15 protein-coding genes are annotated in these 16,694 nt (G+C 70.5%); 9 read left to right on the top strand and 6 right to left on the bottom strand.

The window, feature by feature from the left end; all coding sequences use genetic code 11:
• Window positions 1–21: 21 nt before the first annotated feature.
• From JCR33_RS18790 to JCR33_RS18770, 5 genes are all read right to left on the bottom strand, one after another.
• A complete protein-coding gene (locus JCR33_RS18790; RefSeq protein WP_198883664.1) occupies window positions 22–3,396 on the bottom strand; it encodes an efflux RND transporter permease subunit in 3,375 nt (1,124 codons plus the stop codon).
• Entirely contained in the window at window positions 3,396–4,775 is a 1,380-nt protein-coding gene (locus JCR33_RS25355; protein WP_198883663.1) for an efflux RND transporter periplasmic adaptor subunit, read from the bottom strand. Before JCR33_RS25355 ends, JCR33_RS18790 begins: the two co-directional genes overlap by 1 nt.
• A 7-nt stretch (window positions 4,776–4,782) precedes the next feature.
• Window positions 4,783–5,781, bottom strand: coding sequence for an Hsp33 family molecular chaperone (locus JCR33_RS18780; RefSeq protein ID WP_232372681.1), 999 nt, complete (start codon window positions 5,779–5,781; stop codon window positions 4,783–4,785).
• A 138-nt stretch (window positions 5,782–5,919) separates the two neighbouring features.
• On the bottom strand, window positions 5,920–6,450 hold the full coding sequence (locus JCR33_RS18775) for an MgtC/SapB family protein (RefSeq protein WP_198883661.1): 531 nt from the start codon (window positions 6,448–6,450) through the stop codon (window positions 5,920–5,922).
• A 53-nt stretch (window positions 6,451–6,503) separates the two neighbouring features.
• Entirely contained in the window at window positions 6,504–7,370 is an 867-nt protein-coding gene (locus tag JCR33_RS18770) for an acyl-CoA thioesterase (protein ID WP_198883660.1), read from the bottom strand.
• Window positions 7,371–7,505: 135 nt separating this feature from the next.
• Here JCR33_RS18770 and JCR33_RS18765 point away from each other — a divergent pair, with 135 nt between their 5' ends.
• The 8 genes from JCR33_RS18765 to JCR33_RS18730 all read left to right on the top strand — a co-directional run bounded on the left by JCR33_RS18765 (window position 7,506) and on the right by JCR33_RS18730 (window position 14,460).
• Window positions 7,506–8,693 carry an FAD-dependent monooxygenase gene (locus JCR33_RS18765; protein ID WP_198883659.1) on the top strand — a complete coding sequence of 396 codons (1,188 nt, stop codon included), beginning with the start codon at window positions 7,506–7,508 and terminating at the stop codon, window positions 8,691–8,693.
• A gap of 31 nt (window positions 8,694–8,724) precedes the next feature.
• A complete protein-coding gene (locus JCR33_RS18760; RefSeq protein WP_198883658.1) occupies window positions 8,725–8,916 on the top strand; it encodes a twin transmembrane helix small protein in 192 nt (63 codons plus the stop codon).
• Between the two features lie 12 nt (window positions 8,917–8,928).
• On the top strand, window positions 8,929–9,504 hold the full coding sequence (locus JCR33_RS18755; protein ID WP_198883657.1) for a cob(I)yrinic acid a,c-diamide adenosyltransferase: 576 nt from the start codon (window positions 8,929–8,931) through the stop codon (window positions 9,502–9,504).
• Window positions 9,505–9,574: 70 nt separating this feature from the next.
• Window positions 9,575–10,324 carry an electron transfer flavoprotein subunit beta/FixA family protein gene (locus tag JCR33_RS18750; RefSeq protein ID WP_198883656.1) on the top strand — a complete coding sequence of 250 codons (750 nt, stop codon included), beginning with the start codon at window positions 9,575–9,577 and terminating at the stop codon, window positions 10,322–10,324.
• A gap of 17 nt (window positions 10,325–10,341) precedes the next feature.
• Window positions 10,342–11,286, top strand: a complete 945-nt coding sequence (locus JCR33_RS18745; RefSeq protein WP_198883655.1) for an electron transfer flavoprotein subunit alpha/FixB family protein — start codon at window positions 10,342–10,344, stop codon at window positions 11,284–11,286.
• Between the two features lie 104 nt (window positions 11,287–11,390).
• Window positions 11,391–12,269, top strand: a complete 879-nt coding sequence (locus JCR33_RS18740; RefSeq protein ID WP_211110411.1) for a 3-hydroxybutyryl-CoA dehydrogenase — start codon at window positions 11,391–11,393, stop codon at window positions 12,267–12,269.
• 107 nt (window positions 12,270–12,376) lie between these two features.
• The gene (locus tag JCR33_RS18735; protein ID WP_198883654.1) at window positions 12,377–13,021 is read left to right on the top strand and encodes a thermonuclease family protein; all 645 of its coding nucleotides are present in this window, start codon (window positions 12,377–12,379) and stop codon (window positions 13,019–13,021) included.
• A 101-nt stretch (window positions 13,022–13,122) separates the two neighbouring features.
• A complete protein-coding gene (locus JCR33_RS18730; RefSeq protein WP_232372680.1) occupies window positions 13,123–14,460 on the top strand; it encodes a M48 family metalloprotease in 1,338 nt (445 codons plus the stop codon).
• Between the two features lie 57 nt (window positions 14,461–14,517).
• Here the strand turns inward: JCR33_RS18730 and JCR33_RS18725 are convergent, their stop codons facing one another.
• Window positions 14,518–15,732, bottom strand: coding sequence for an argininosuccinate synthase (locus JCR33_RS18725; RefSeq protein ID WP_198883652.1), 1,215 nt, complete (start codon window positions 15,730–15,732; stop codon window positions 14,518–14,520).
• Between the two features lie 148 nt (window positions 15,733–15,880).
• On the opposite strand from JCR33_RS18725, the gene JCR33_RS18720 reads away from it, so the two are divergent.
• Window positions 15,881–16,651, top strand: coding sequence for an SDR family oxidoreductase (locus JCR33_RS18720; protein ID WP_198883651.1), 771 nt, complete (start codon window positions 15,881–15,883; stop codon window positions 16,649–16,651).
• The last annotated feature ends 43 nt before the right edge of the window (window positions 16,652–16,694 follow it).

The raw sequence follows: 16,694 nt of genomic DNA, 5'->3' as shown, positions 1-16,694 counted from the left end.
GACCAATGACAAGGGAGATCGTCATGCCCCCTCGACCGGGGCGTCGCCGCCGCGTGGCGCTCGTCGCCCGATGAGGCCGGCCGCCGCCCGGCCGACGTCGTGGCCGACGCCGAGGAGCGTCGGGACGAGAACGAGGACGAGGATCGTCGCGAGCGACAGGCCGAACACGATGGTGACGGCCATCGGCAGGAGGAATTGCGCCGACGTCGCCGTTTCGAAGAGGAGGGGGACGAGGCCGCCGATGGTGGTGAGCGAGGTGAGGAGCACGGCGCGCAGCCGGTCCGCGCTGGCGCCCACCGCGGCCGCGGCGAAGCTCTCGCCGTCGGCGAGGCGCTCGTCGAAGCGGCGCACCAGGATGATGGAATCGTTGACGAGGATGCCAGCGAGACCGAGCAGGCCTGCGAGACTCACGATGGTGAGGTTCATCCCGAGAAGGAGGTGGCCGAGGATCGCCCCTACGGCGCCGAACGGGATGATGAGCATGATCACCACCGGCCGCCAGTAGCAGCCGAAGACGAAGGCGAGGGTGAGGTAGATCACCACCGCCGCGAGGTAGGCGCCCTGGCGCAGATCCTCGAACGAGCGGCGGCGCTCGCGATCGCGGCCGGCAAACTCGCCGCGCACGCCGTAGCGGGCTTCGACCGCAGGCAGCACGTCGGCGGCGATCCGCTCGGTGACGGCGCCCGGCGTGGTGACGTCGGGATCGACGTCGGCGAGGACGGCGACGGTGGTCACGCCGTTGCGGCTGATGATGATCGAGAAGGTGTGCCGCTCGGTGAGCGCCACCACCTCGGTGAGCGGCACGAAGGAGCCGCCGGGGGCGCGCAGGAAGAGATCGTCGAGCGGCACCGGCTCGCCGCCGTTGCGCTGGCGCACGCGCACCGGCACCTCCTCCTCGGCGATCGCGAGGCGGCGCGCGATCTCGCCCTCGAAGGCGCCACGGATCTGCCGGCCGACGCTCTCCAGCGTGAAGCCGAGGCTCTCGCCCCGCCGCGTGAGGCGGATCGCGACCTCGGGTTTGCCGTAGGGCAGGTCGTCGGTGACGGCGGAGACGCCGGGGATGGTCTCCAGCACGCCCATGACGTCGGCGGCGGCGCGCTTGAGGGCGTCGGGGCTCGTGCCGGTGAGCTTCAGATCGACGTCGCGGCCGGGCGGCCCACCGCGTCGCTCGGCGATCGAGACGCGCTGGACGCCGGCGAGGCGCGGCATCTCGCGCCGCCAGGCGCGCACGATGTCGGGGGTGCGGGCCTCGCGCAACTCGGAGGCGGTGAGCTGGACGTTGAGAGTGGCGAGATTGTCGCCGCGCTCCCGTCCGGCGCGGCCGACGAGGGCGTAGGCGTCGACGACCAGCGGCGTGTCGGGAGAGAGCGCCCTCTCGGTGCGGCGGAGCGCGGCCTCGATGGCCGCGACCCCCTCCACCGCCCGATCGCGCGGCGTCCCGGGGTGAAACTCGATGCGGGCGCTGATGAACTCGGCTTCCGGCGAGGGGAAGAACACGAAGGCGAGGTGGCCGCCACCGAGATAGAGCCCCCACACCACCACCATGACGCTGCCCACGGCGGCGGCGAGGGTGGTGTAGCGGAAGGCGTAGGTGGCGGCGACGAGGCGGGAGAAGGCGCCGTCGCGGAAGGCGTCGAAGCGCCGGTCGAAGGCGGTGCGGAAGCGGCGGAGCGGCGAGACCGCGAGAGCGCCGCGGCGGTGGGCGATGTGGTGCTCCACAACGCCGGCGAGGGCGAGGCCGACGATCACGGCGATCACCGCGAGAAGCAGCGGTGGCAGGGCGAGGACGGCGTCGCCGATGTGCGCCATTTCGCCGCGGGCGAGATGCGCCGCACCCTTGAGGAGGGCGCCGACGAAGGTCGCGCCGAGACCGGCGAGGAGGGTGAGGCGCAGGAAGCGGCCCACCGCGAGCGGTCCCTTCGGCCGCCCGGCATGGGCGAGGTGGCCGGGCAGCACGAGGAAGCACTCGATCAGCGAGGCCGTGATGATGGCGATGCCGACGAGCGGCAAGGCGGCCATCATCTGGCCGATGACGTCGCGCATCAGGAACAGCGGCGCGAAGGCGGCGATGGTGGTGAGCGAGGAGGCGAGCACCGGCACCAGCATCTCCGTGGCGCCGCGGGTGGCCGCCTCGTCCGGCGGGACGCCGCGGGAGGCCAGCGTGTCGGCGTGCTCGCCCACCACGATGGCGTCGTCCACGATCACCCCCAGCATCATGATGAGGGCGAAGAGGGAGATCATGTTGATCGTCTGCCCGGAGGCGAGCATCACGGCGAGGGTGCCGGCGAAGGCCACCGGAATGCCGAGCGCGACCCAGAAGGCGATGCGCGCGTCGAGGAACAGGAAGAGCACCAGGAGCACGATCGCGAGCCCCTGCCAGCCGTTGGTGATGAGGATGGTGATGCGCTCCCAGAGCTGGTCGGTGCGCACGTCGTAGAGCTTGAGGTCGAGGCTTTCGGGCAGCCGCGCGCGCGCCTCGTCGAGATAGGTGCGCACGATGCGGTCGGCGGCGAGCGCGTCCGCCTGCAGGGCGCGCTCCACGGTGATCTCGATGGCGTGGTTGCCGCCGCGCGTGCCGGAGACCGAGCCGCGGGCGAAGCCGTCGGTGACGTCGGCCACGTCGCCGACCCGCAGCGGCTCGCCGGACGGCAGCGACTTCAAGGTGATGGCGGCGACGGCGTCGGCGGTCTCGCCGGCCGCGAGCACGCGGATCTGGCGATCGACGGCGCCGTCGAGCACGCCCGACGGGCGATCCACGGTGTTGGCGCGGATGGCGGCGGCGATGTCGGACGTGGTGAGGCCGAGGCGCAGGAGATCGTGCTCGCGCGCGTCGACCAGGATCTCGCGGTCGCGCACCCCACCGAGCGAGACGCGGTCGAGGCCTCGGCTCATCAGATCGTCGCGGATGCGTCGGGCGAAGACCTGGAGTGCGGCTTCCGAGAACGGGCCGGAGACGCCGATCTTGGCGACGGGATCGCGCAGGCTGTCGGTCTTGATGACCGGCGTCTCGCTCTCCTCCGGCAGCGTGGTGATGGCGGCGACCGCCTGCTCCACGTCGCCGAGGGCGCGCTGCATGTCGGTGCCCGCCTCGAAGCGGATCGAGGTGTGGGCGGAGCCTTCCCGCGCGATCGAGCGCACGCGGTCGACATCGGACAGGAAGCGCACGGCGGGCTCGACGGCGGCGATGATGTTGGCGCTGACGTCCTCCGCGCTGGCGCCGGGCCAGCTGATATTCACCTCCACCTCGGAGAGCTCGGCCGGCGGCCAGAAGCGCGTGGTGAGGTTCATCAGCGCGAACACGCCGAGCGCGAGCATCAGCGCCATCAGGAGGTTGGCGGCATTGGGGTGGCGGGCGAAGAGGGCGATGACGCCGCCGACGCGGCTCTCCCCCCGCATCACGAGCGCTCGGCGCTCTTGCGGCGGCGGCGGACGGGCTCCGAGGCGCCCGCCGGGGTGACGGCCGGCGCCTCGGGGGCCGCCGGCGCCGCCGCGACGTCCGGTGCGTCGAGTACCACGCGGCGGACCTTGATGCCTTCACCGGCCTCGGCGAGGCGGGTGGTCACCACCACGTCGCCGGACGTCAGCGGACCCTTGACGATGATGGTGCCGCCGTCGAGGGCGAGCGGGCTCACGTCGCGGCGGACGAGGCGGCTGTCGTCGGCGATGAGGAAGACGTGATCGCCGTAAAGCGCGGCGGCGGGGATGCGCGCGGTGCCCGGATGGGCGAGCCCCGGCACGCGCACCTCCACGAACGCACCGGGCCGGGGAGCGACGCCGCTCGCCGGCAGCGTGAGGCGGGCGAACACGTCGACGCCGCCCGTCGCCGAATCGATGTCCGCGGCGACGCGCGAGATGGTCGCCTCGTAGGAGATCGGCACGTCGCCGATGCGCCAGGTGACGGCGACGGGCGTGCCGATGAGCGAGCTGCCGGCCATCAGGCGGCCGTAGCGCTGGTCGGAGAGGGTGAAGCGCACGTCGAGAGCATCGGCGCGGATCAGCTCCACGGCCACGTCGTTGGCGGCGAGGAGGCGGCCGACGGCGGCGTTCTCGGCCCGTACGATGCCGGTGAAGGGGGCGACGAGGGCGGTGTCCTCCAGCGCCCGCTCGGCGCGCTCCACCGCCCAGTCGAGCCGCGCGATGGTGGCGAGCATCTGGTCGCGCCGGGCCTTCTCCACGTCGAGCGTGTAGCGGCGCTGGTCGAGCGCCTGCCGGCGCTGGCTGACGAGGAGGCGGCGGTCGTCGACGCCGCGGTCGGTGATGTTGCCGGACCGGGTGAGGGTGACGGCGCGTTCGAGGTCGCGCCGGGCGAGGTCGAGCTGCTCGGCGGCCCGCTCGACGCCGCTCTCCTCGAGCGCGATGCGGGCGGCGGCCTCGCGCTCTCCGGCGATCGCCTCGCTGTGCTGGGCCCGCGCCTCGCGCAGCGCGCCTTCGTAGGCGAACGGGTCGATGGTGACGAGGGTCGCCCCCTTCTCCACCACGCGGCCCACGGCGAGATCGTCGGCGACGGCGATCACCTCGCCCGGCGAGGCGACGCGCAGCTCGGCGCTGGTTCCGGCGATGACCTCGCCGAACGCGCGCAGCTTGGCCCGGTTGGTGCCGACCTCGATGTCGGCCGCTGTGACGGCGTAGACCGTTTCGACGCGCGGCGGCTGCCCGTCGTCACGGGCCGGGCCCTCCATCAGGTGCTCGGTGAGGAGGAAGGCGGCGACGAGCACGACGCCCGGCAGCACCGCCTGGGCGAGACGGCGCGGCAGCCGCGCCAGCGCCGCCCTCACCGACACCTCACTCGGTGGGGTCGACCGCCTCGAGCGTCGCCGGATCGAACGCGTAGTGGGTGTTGCAGAACTCGCATGTCACCTTGATCACGCCGTCCTCGACCATCGAGGCGCGGTCATCCTCGTCGAACTGGTTCAGCATCATCCTTATGCGCTCAGTTGAGCAGTGACAGTCTGCACTCAAGCTGAATGGGTCGAAAACCCTGACGTCACGCTGATGGAACAGGCGCAGGAGCAGCCGCTCGGCGCTGATCGCGGGATCCACCAGCTCGTGGTCCATGGCGCTCTGGGCACGGGCGCTCGCCTCGACCCAGGCATCGTCGTCGTCGCGCTCGTCGCGGGCGGCACCTTCGGGCGCATCGCCGGGGTCGATGTCGCGCACCACGATGCGGTCGAGCGCCTGCGGCAGGAACTGGACGGTCACACCGCCGCCGCGCCAGATGCGGCGCGGCTCTTCGCCCGGCTGCCGCTCCAGCGTCTCGGCCACGGCGAGGCGCACGGTGGTGGGGATCTGCTCAGACTGGGTGAAGTAGGTGTGGGCGATCTCTTCCAGGCTGTTGCCGGAGAGCTCCACCACGCCCTGGTAGCGGCGCATGTTGGTGCGAGGGTCGACGGTGATCGCCATCGAGCCGGTGCCGACGAGCTGGGAGAGGCCGGCCCCCTCGGGCAGGGCGGCGACGGCGTCCCCGTCGAAGCGGGCGTAGCCGCGCAGCCCGTCGGGGCTCGTGAAATCGGTCACGAGCAGCGACACGGGCCCGTCGGACTGGATCTGTACGATCACCCGCCCCTCCATCTTCAGCGCGGTGGCGAAGAGGACGTTGAGGATCACCGCCTCGCCGAGCAGGCGCGAGACGGCGGGCGGATAGTCGTGCCGGCGAAGGATGGAATCGAGCGCGGGGCCCAGACGGGCGACACGGCCGCGCACGTCGAGCTCCTCCACGGAGAAGGGCAGAACGAGGTCGTCACCGCCGGTCAGGACGGCGGAATCGGTGTCGGCGGCACTCAAGGGGCGGCTCCGGTACGCAAGGTGGCTGTCGGGTGCACGGGCGTCTCCGTCGCGAACGGCCTGAGGCCATGGATCGAAGGCGAACGGGAAACCGTACCCGTCCGATATAGTGAGCGGGAAACCCGATGCCATCGGCGGTCAGGATCCGTCGTGCTCCCCGCTGCGGGGTCCATGGTAGCGGGCTTGGTCGTCGAGTCCCAAACGCCGTTCCAGCGCCCGCAGGACGACGAGGATGACGAGGCCTCCGACCGCTGCCGTCAGGCCGACGATCCACTGGCCGAGTCCCACGGCGAGGCCGATCGCGGCCGACAGCCAGACCGTCGCCCCGGTGGTGAGGCCACGCACCTCGCCGCGGGAGAACACGATGAGGCCGGCGGCGAGGAAGGCGACGCCGGAGGTGACCGCCTCGACGAGGCGCAGCGGGTCGGTGCGGATGGTGTCCGACGTCGCCTCGGCGATGACGCCTGAGGAGATCACCGCGAAGGTGGCGGCGGCGAACCCGACGAGCATGTTGGTGCGCAGCCCCGCCGCGTGGCGCCGCCGCTCGCGCTCGAAGCCGATCAGGGCGCAGAGGAGGGCCGCTCCGGCGAGGCGCAGCACCACGATGATGGCGTCCGGGCCGGGCAGATGGAGGAACTCGTCGGAAAGGGCCGCCGCAAGCGTGTCCATGGGGGTCCAACGCGCCCCGCGGGCTCAGAGTTCGGCGACCATCGCGGCGTCTGTCAGCGGGTGCGCACGCGCATCAGGCCCTCCTGGGCGGTGGAGGCGACGAGGCGGCCGCCGAGGTCGAAGATCAGGCCGCGGGAGAGGCCGCGCGCGCCCTGGCTCGACGGCGAATCCTGCGCGTAGAGCAGCCACTCGTCGGCCCGGAAGGGGCGGTGGAACCACATGGCGTGATCGAGGCTCGCCATCTGCATCTCCGGCCGGAACACGGACTTGCCGTGGACGAAGAGGGCTGTGTCGAGGAGCGTCATGTCGGAGAGGTAGCCGAGGACGGCGCGGTGGAGGCCGGGATCGTCTGGCAGGCGGTCGCAGGCACGCACCCAGACGTGCTGCACCGGCGGCAGCGGCTCGTCGGTGAGATAGTGGCGCAGGTCCGTCGGGCGCAGCTCGATCGGCCGCTCGCGTTCGAAGTAGTGGCGAATGTTGTCGGGCGCGTTCTTGAGCGCCACCTGGCGCAGCTCGTCGAGGTCGGCGAGCTCGTCGGGCCGCGGCACGTCGGGCGGCATCGGCGCGGCATAGTCGAGCCCGGGCTCGCGCGTCTGATGCGAGGCGATCATCGAGAAGATCTCCTCGCCGTGCTGGATGCCGATGACGCGGCGGGTGGCGAAGGAGCGTCCGTCGCGAGCCCGGTCGACCCGGTAGATGATCGGCACGTTCGGATCGCCGGGGCGCATGAAGTAGCCGTGCATCGAGTGCGCCGGGCGCTCCTCGTCCACCGTGCGGCTGGCCGCCACCAGCGCCTGGCCGATCACCTGGCCCCCGAAGACGCGCTGCCATCCCACCTGCGGGCTGCGGCCACGGAAGAGGTTGCGTTCCAGGGGTTCCAGGTCGAGGGTGGCGAGAAGTTCGGCGACGGACGGGCGCATGGCTCTATGATAGCAACCTGGATCGGAGCAGACGAGGGGTGGGCCGCGCGGCCCGCCCGCCGCCTCTAGCAGGCCGAGGCACGGCGGGCGAGCCCTTTGCGCCGCGCCGGCCGAACGGAGCGAGGAGTGAAACGGATGAGACCGGTGATCGCGATTGCAGGCGGAGGCCTCGTCGGTCGCACGCTGGCGGTGACCCTTGCGAGCCAGTCGCACCTCGACGTGCGGTTGATCGCGGGGCCGGCGCCGGGGCCCGACGTGCGGGCGAGCGCCATCGCGGCGGCGGCCTGCGCCTTCCTCGAGCGCGTCGGCGTCTGGTCGCTCATCGCCGCCGACGCCGAGCCGATCCGCCGCATGGTGATCACCGACAGCGCCGCCGACGATCTCATCCGCCCCGAGCTCCTGTCGTTCGACGGCGAGGTGGGCGACGCCTTCGCCCAGATGGTGCCCAACGACACGCTGCTCGCCGCGCTCACCAAGCGCTGCGCCGCGCTCGGCATCGCCGAAACGGCGGCGCGGGCGACCTTCTACACCGAGGACGAGCGGGCCATCCGGGTGGAGCTGTCGGACGGCTCCGTGCTCGACGCCGACATTCTGGTGGCGGCCGACGGGCGGGCCTCGCGGCTGCGCTCCATCGCCGGCATCGTGGCGGTGGAGAAGGCGTACGACCAGTGGGGCATCGCCGGCACCGTGGCGCACGAGGAGCCCCATCACGGCGTCGCGACGCAGCATTTCCTGCCCAACGGGCCGTTCGCCATGTTGCCGCTCACCGGCAACCGGTCGTCGATCGTGTGGACCGAGCGGCCGGGCTTCGCCGCCGAGCTGACGGCGATGGATCCGCTGCTCGCCGCGCTCGAGATCGAGCGGGTGTTCGGCCTCTCGCTCGGCCGGCTGACGGTGGAAGGCGCGCTGGTCGCCCACCCGCTGAAGCTCGTGCTGACGCGCGAATGGTCCGCCGGCCGGCTGGTGCTCGCCGGCGACGCCGCCCACGTGATCCATCCGCTCGCCGGACAAGGGCTCAACATGGGGCTGCGCGACGTGGCCGCGCTCGCCGAAGCGCTGATCGACGCCGCCCGCATCGGCGAGGACGTCGCCCAGGCGCTGCCGCGCTATGCCCGCCGCCGCCGGGCCGATACGGCGCAGATGGCCCTCGTCACCGACGGGCTGAACGCCATGTTCTCGCGTAAGTCCAACGCGGCGCGGGCGATCCGCTCGGTCGGCCTCGGCCTCGTCGAGCGGCGCGACAGCCTCAAGCGGCTGTTCATTCGCGAGGCGGCGGGGTTGGAGGGCGAGTTGCCACGGCTGATGCGAGGCGAGGCGGTCTAGCCCCCCGCGCTCCAGACGAGAAAGAACAACAATGTCGACTTTCTTCCATTTTCTGATCGTGGTCGCCGTGGGGGCCGTGGTCGTGGTTCTGCTCCTCGGCCTGTGGAACCTCGTGAGCGGCGGATCGCCGAGCCGGTCGCAGGCGCTGATGCGCATGCGCGTTCTGCTCCAGTTCATTGCGATCGTCGTCGCAATGACGGCCTTGTATTTCACCACGGGGTGAACAGAGGCGACCATGGTTACGCTGAACAAGATCTACACGCGCACGGGCGACGACGGCTCGACGGCGCTCGGCAACGGCGAGCGCCGCAAGAAGTTCGATCTGCGCGTCGCGAGCTACGGCACCGTCGACGAGGCGAACGCGGTGATCGGCTGCGTCCGCGCCGCCGGCGGGCTCGACGAGGCGCTCGACCGGATGCTCGCCCGCATCCAGAATGATCTCTTCGACCTCGGCGCGGACCTCGCGACGCCCGAGACGGCGGACCTCCCCTACGAGCCGCTGCGCATCGTCGCCGCCCAGGTGGATCGGATCGAGCGCGAGATCGACGATCTGAACGGCCGTCTCAAGCCGCTGAAGTCGTTCGTGCTGCCGGGCGGGAGTGCGGCCTCCGCGCAGCTTCATCTGGCGCGGACCGTCCTGCGGCGCGCCGAGCGGCTGATGGTGGAGCTCGCCGAGCACGAGAGCGTGGGCGAGGCGGCGCTGCGCTACGTCAATCGCCTCTCCGACTTCTTTTTCGTGGCGGCGCGCGTCGCCAACCGCGACGGCGCCGATGACGTTCTCTGGGTGCCCGGCCAGTCGCGGGGCGTTTGACAGGGTTACGGGCCGCTTATAGCGTCCCGCCGCACAGCGAATGTGTTGACGATCGAAGGTTACGACGACGATGAAAATCCTGGTGCCGGTGAAGCGGGTGGTCGACTACAACGTCAAGATCCGCGTCAAACCGGACGGAACGGGTGTCGATCTTGCCAACGTCAAGATGAGCATGAACCCGTTCGACGAGATCGCGGTGGAAGAGGCGCTGCGCCTGCGCGAAGCGGGCACCGCCGCCGAGGTGATCGCGGTGTCGATCGGCCCCAAGCAGGCGCAGGAGACGCTGCGTACGGCGCTCGCCATGGGCGCCGACCGGGCGATCCTCGTCGAGGTCGACGAGATGCTCGAGCCGCTCGACGTCGCCAAGATCCTCAAGGGGGTGATCGGCGAGGAGGCCCCGGGCCTCGTGATCCTCGGTAAGCAGGCGATCGACGACGACTGCAACCAGACCGGCCAGATGCTGGCCGCGCTCCTCGGCTGGGCGCAGGGGACCTTCGCGTCCAAGGTGGCGGTGGACGGCGACAGCGTCGACGTGACGCGCGAGGTCGACGGCGGGCTGCAGACGGTGAAGCTCAAGATGCCGGCCATCGTGACCACCGACCTGCGCCTCAACGAGCCGCGCTACGCCTCGCTTCCGAACATCATGAAAGCCAAGAAGAAGCCGCTCGATCAGAAGACGCCCGGCGACTACGGCGTGGAGCCGAAGCGGCGCCTGGAGGTCATCACCACCGCCGAGCCGGGCAAGCGTCAGGCGGGCGTCAAGGTGGGCTCGGTCGCCGAGCTGGTCGACAAGCTGAAGAACGAAGCCGGCGTCATCTGACGGCCGCGGAGGGATACATGACGACGCTTCTTATCGCCGATCACGCGGACGGCGCTCTCGGGGACGCCACGGCGAAGGCGCTGACGGCGGCGGTGGCGCTCGGCGCGCCGGTGCACGTGCTGGTGGCCGGCGGCGACGTGGCCGCGGTGGCCGAGGCCGCCGCAAAGCTCGACGGTGTGGCGGCCGTGCTGACCGCCACCGGCGACATCTACGCCCACGGCCTCGCCGAGCCGCTCGCCGATCTCATCGTGTCGCTCGCGGGCGACTACGACGCCCTCGTCGCCGCGTCGACCACCACGGGTAAGAACGTGATGCCCCGCGTGGCCGCGCTCCTCGACGTGATGCAGGTCTCCGACGTGATGGCCGTGGAGGGCCCCGATACCTTCCGCCGACCGATCTACGCCGGCAACGCCATCCAGACGGTGCGCTCCACCGATCCCAAGAAGGTGCTCACCGTGCGCACCGCCTCCTTCCCGGCGGCGGGCGAGGGCGGCTCGGCCGAGATCAAGCCGGTCGACGCGGCGGCCGACCCGGGCCTCTCGTCCTTCGTCGGCGAAGAGGTGGCGGCGAGCGACCGTCCCGAGCTCGGTGCGGCGCGGGTGATCGTGTCCGGCGGCCGGGCGCTCGGCTCGGCGGAGAAGTTCCACGAGGTGATCGAGCCGCTCGCCGACGCCCTGGGTGCGGCGATCGGCGCCTCCCGCGCCGCCGTCGACGCCGGCTACGCCCCCAACGACTGGCAGGTCGGCCAGACCGGCAAGGTGGTGGCGCCCGAGCTCTACATCGCCTGCGGCATCTCCGGCGCCATCCAGCACCTCGCGGGTATGAAGGATTCCAAGGTGATCGTGGCGATCAACAAGGACGAGGAGGCACCGATCTTCCAGGTGGCCGACTACGGGCTCGTCGGCGACCTCTTCACGATCGTCCCTGAGCTTCAGGGTGAGATCAAAAAACACACATCCTGACCATGAGCCGAGGCGATCGGAGCGTGAAACGGTCGCCCCGGCTTGACGTGCCGGGCAAGGCGGGCTTCATCGACGATACCTACTCGTCGAGGATGGCGATCCCCATGAATGATATCCAAAGCGTTGGCGTAATTGGTGCCGGTCAGATGGGCAACGGGATCGCGCACGTCGCGGCGCTTGCCGGCTACACCGTCTACCTGAACGACGTGGCGAAGGAGCGGATCCAGTCCGGCCTCGCCACCATTACCGGCAACATGGCCCGCCAGGTGGCCGCCGGTCGGATCGACGACGAGGCGCGCAAGGCGGCGGTGGAGCGCATCACGCCCGCCGAAAATCTCGACGAGCTGTCCGAGATGGACCTCGTCGTGGAGGCGGCGACCGAGAACGAGCAGGTCAAGCGCAAGATCTACGCGCAGGTGTGCCCGCTCCTGAAGCCCGAGGCGGTGCTCGCCACCAACACCTCGTCGATCTCGATCACGCGTCTCGCGGCGGCGACCGACCGGCCGGAGCGCTTCGTCGGCATCCACTTCATGAACCCGGTGCCGGTGATGGAGTTCGTCGAGCTCGTGCGCGGTATCGCGACCGCCGACGAGACCTTCGCGCTCGCCCAGCGCTTCGTGGAGCGGCTCGGCAAGGTGTCGGCGGTGGCCGAGGACTTCCCGGCCTTCATCGTCAACCGCATCCTGCTGCCGATGATCAACGAGGCGATCTACACGCTGTACGAGGGCGTCGGCTCGGTGATCGCCATCGACACGGCGATGCGCCTCGGCGCCAACCACAAGATGGGGCCGCTGCAGCTCGCCGACTTCATCGGCCTCGACACCTGCCTGTCCATCATGCAGGTGCTGCACGACGGGCTCGCCGATTCGAAGTACCGCCCGTGCCCGCTGCTGGTGAAGTACGTCGAAGCCGGCTGGCTGGGCCGCAAGGCGGGTCGCGGCTTCTATGACTATCGGGGCGAGACCCCGGTGCCGACCCGCTGAGGCGGGGGCCGCGACAGGCGCTTTTCGCCGCTGCGGCGGCGCTCCCGGCGGGGTTCGTCACGCCGGGGCCGGCCGCCGCGGTGCCGTGCTACGGCCCGTCGGAGCCGGTGAGGATCGCGACGGCGCGCCTCCCCGTCGTCACCCTCGATGACGGCAGGGCGGTGCGGCTTGCCGATGTGCGGGTGGTCGAGGGCGCCGAGCCGCCGGTTGGGTTGGACGGGCGCGAGGCGCTGCTGAGGCCGCTGCCGGAGCTCGATCGGTACGGCCGAACAGTCGGCGACATCGTTCTGAAAGACACAACCGCGTCCTTAAGCGCATCACTCGTCGCGCGTGGCCTTGCGTTCGTCGACCCGGTTGCTATGTCGGAACAGTGCCTTTCGGTGCTCTTTGCGGCCGAACGGCGGGCGGAGGCCGAGAGCCGCGGCCTTTGGGCACAAGCGGGGACGGTGGTGCCGGCGGGCACGCCGAATCTCGTAGATCAGGCGGGGCGCTACGTCATCGTCGACGGCACGGTGGAGAGCGTCGGCGAAACGAAACGGACGATCTATCTGAACTTCGGCGGCGACTATCGTACTGATTTCACTGCCCTGGTCCGGCGTAATGATGCTCGCGGATGGGGTGACGGTCTGACGGCGCTGAAGGGCGCCAGGGTACGCATCAGGGGTGTGTTGGAAGCGTGGAACGGCGGCTTGATCCGGATCGAGCATCCCGCGCAAATCGAGCGAGCGGAGGCTTTCGCGCCGCTGCGCTAGCGTCCGTTCTCGTCGCTGCGCTCGGGCTCGCCGGGTGCGCTGGATCGATCAGCGAGCAGCCGCTGATCACGTCCAACGCGCCGGCGAAGGGGCTGCCCCCGATGCCGCCCGTGACGCCGCCGAACACCCAGCGCAGCGCCGAGCACGTCAAGTTGATCGGCGCTTATGGCGGCGTCTACTCCAACCCGAAGGTGGAGACCGAGGTCGCCCAGATCGTCGGCCGGCTGGTGGAGGCATCGGATCAGCCCAACCGCAGCTTCCGCGTCACCATCCTCAACTCCCCGGCGGTGAACGCCTTCGCTCTGCCCTCCGGCGACCTCTATGTGACGCGCGGGCTCATCGTGCTCGCCAACGACGAGAGCGAGCTCGCCGCCGTGATCGCCCACGAGATCGCCCACGTGACCGCCGACCACGCGCGTCAGCGGCAGCGCCAGGCGCAGGCCGCGGCGCTCGCCAAGCGGGTGAGCAACGTGGTTGTCGACCCCGGCGTGCGCGAGGACACGCGCGAAACCGCCGAGACGAGCTTGGCGACGTTCAGTCAGCAGCAGGAGTTCGAAGCCGACGAGATCGGCGTCAAGACGCTCGCCAGGGCCGGCTTCGACCCGTTTGCCGCGGCGCGCTTCCTCACGTCGATGGCGCGCTTCGCCGCCCTGCCGTCGATCAATGCGGCCACGCAGACGAAGGCGGGCTTCCTCTCCTCTCACCCCTCGACGCCCGCCCGGGTGGAGAAGGCGCGGCGGGTGGCCCGGCAGTTCGGTGCACCCGGCATCGGCAACAGCGCGAGCAACAGCTACCTGCGCAGCCTCAACGGCACGCTCTATGGCGACGACCCGCGCGAGGGCTACGTGCGCGGGCGCGAGTTCGCCCACATCGAGCTCGGCATCGCCTTCGAGGTGCCGGACGGCTACGTGTTGAAGAACACCTCCGCCGCCGTGCTCGCGACGGACGGCGAGCACACCGCGATCCGCTTCGACGCGGTGGCCGTGCCCGACAACACCTCGCTCGCCGACTATCTGCGGTCGGGGTGGGTGAAGGGGCTTGTCGCCGATTCCATCCGCACCGACATGGTCGGCGGGCTGGAGGCCGCGATGGCCTCGGCGCTGGTGGAGGGCTGGTCGTTCCGCATCGGGGTGATCCGGGGCCCGGAGCGGGTCTATCGCTTCATCTTCGCCTCGTCGAAGCCGGCGTCGGCCTACGAGGCGGCGTTCCGGCGCACGATGGCGTCCTTCCGCCTGCTGACGCCCGAGCAGCGGGCCGAGATGCGGCCGTTGCGGATCCGCATCGTCGCGGTGCGCCCCAACGAGACGGTGCAGACGCTCGCCGCGCGCATGGTGGGGGTGGACGAGGAGCTGAAGGTGCCGCTGTTCGAGGCGCTCAACGACCTCGGGCCCGATCGTCAGCTGGCCTCGGGCGAGCTCGTCAAGATCATCAGCGACTGACGCGGACCGGGGGCCGGCGGGGCGGGGCGGGGCGTCCGGCGGACGCCCCGTGGTCGTTCAGCCGCGCTTGTTGCGCTGGGCGAGGAGCTTCAGGCGCAGGGCGTTGAGGTGGATGAAGCCCACCGCGTCCTTCTGGTCGTACGCGCCGGCGTCGTCCTCGAACGTCACGATCGCTTCCGAATAGAGCGACTTCTTGCTCTCGCGCCCCATCACGATGACGTTGCCCTTGTAGAGCTTCAGCCGCACCGTGCCCTCGACCTCCTTCTGGGAGCAGTCGATGGCCGCCTGCAGCATCTCGCGCTCCGGGGAGAACCAGAAGCCGTTGTAGATGAGCTCCGCATAGCGGGGCATCAGCTCGTCCTTCAGGTGCATCGCGCCGCGGTCGAGGGTGATCGATTCCATCGCGCGGTGCGCCACGTGCAGGATCGTGCCGCCGGGGGTCTCGTAGATGCCGCGGCTCTTCATGCCGACGAAGCGGTTCTCGACGAGGTCGAGGCGGCCGATGCCGTTGTCGCGGCCGAGGTCGTTGAGGGCGGCGAGAAGGGTCGCCGGGCTCATCGCCTGGCCGTCGATGGAGACGGCGTCACCGGCCTTGAAGCCGATCTCGATGATGGTCGGCTTGTCGGGCGCCTCTTCCGGCGACACGGTGCGCTGGAACACGATCGAGGGGGGCGCCTCGGCCGGGTTTTCGAGCACCTTGCCCTCGGAGGAGGAGTGCAGGAGGTTGGCGTCGACGGAGAAGGGCGCCTCGCCCTCCTTGTCCTTCGTCACCGGGATCTGGTTCAGCTTGGCGAACTCGATCAGGTCGGTGCGCGACTTGAACTCCCAGTCCCGCCACGGCGCGATGACGCGGATCGTGGGGTCGAGGGCGGCATAGCCGAGCTCGAAGCGGACCTGGTCGTTGCCCTTGCCGGTGGCGCCGTGGGCGACGGCGTCGGCGCCGGTCTCGTGGGCGATCTCGATCTGGCGCTTGGCGATGAGCGGACGGGCGATGGAAGTGCCCAGAAGGTAGACGCCTTCATAAAGCGCGTTGGCGCGCATCATCGGGAAGACGTAGTCCTTCACGAAGGTCTCGCGCAGGTCCTCCACGTAGATCTCGCGGCAGCCCATCATCTCGGCCTTCTTGCGCGCCGGCTCCAGCTCCTCGCCCTGGCCGAGGTCGGCGGTGAAGGTCACCACCTCGGCGTCGTAGGTGGTCTGGAGCCACTTGAGGATGATGGAGGTGTCGAGACCGCCTGAATAGGCGAGAACGACTTTCTTTGGCGCAGTCATGGCGTGCTCTTAAGGGGGCGGGAATGGCCGGCTATGTGCCACGCCGTGGCGCATCCTTGCAAGCATCGCAGAGTTTGCCGGCGAGAAGCGGGACGCGGCGGCTGGGGCGCGAACCTATCGGGAGGCTCTTTCAACGCAAGGAGCACCCATGCATCCGCACGAGAACAAGCGCCTTCAGGACAGGACCATCATCGTGACCGGCGCGAGCAGCGGCATCGGCGCCGCTGCCGCGCGGCTCTTTGCCGCCGAGGGTGCCAACGTGGTGCTCGGAGCGCGGCGCGGCGATCGCCTCACTGCGCTGGTCGAGGCGATCGCCGCGGACGGCGGGCGCGCCGCCGCCCTCGCCGGCGACGTGCGCGACGAGGCCTATGCCGCGGCCCTCGTGGCGATCGCGACGGAGGGCTTCGGCGGGCTCGACGGAGCCTTCAACAACGCCGGCGTCGTCGGCACCCTCGCGCCGGTGGAGGCACTGTCGATGGCCGAGGTTGAGGAGACGCTGGCGGTGAACCTCACCGCCGCCTTCGCCGCAGCGCGCCACCAGATCCCGGCGCTCAGGGCCCGGGGCGCCGGGGCGCTCGTCTTCACCTCGTCCTTCGTGGGGCACACGACGGGGCTTGCCGGCATGGGCGCCTATGCGGCGGCGAAGGCCGGGCTCGTCGGTCTCGTCCGGGTGCTGGCGGCGGAGCACGGGGCGGAGGGGATCCGCGCCAACGCGCTTCTGCCGGGCGGCACGCGCACCGCGATGGCCGGCGACGATCCCGACGTCCACGCCTACGTGGCCGGTCTCCACGCCCTGAAGCGGATGGCCGATCCGATGGAGATCGCGCGCGCCGCGCTCTTCCTGTTGTCGGACGACGCGAGCTTCGTTACTGGGGCGGCGATGATGGTGGATGGCGGCAACTCCATCACCAAGGCATGATGCATTGAAACAGCGACGGAAATCCATTAGATTGGATTTATTC

Source organism: Acuticoccus mangrovi (assembly GCF_016411865.1).
In the GTDB taxonomy this organism is placed as follows: domain Bacteria; phylum Pseudomonadota; class Alphaproteobacteria; order Rhizobiales; family Amorphaceae; genus Acuticoccus; species Acuticoccus mangrovi.
This window is presented reverse-complemented; position numbering and strand designations above follow the sequence as displayed.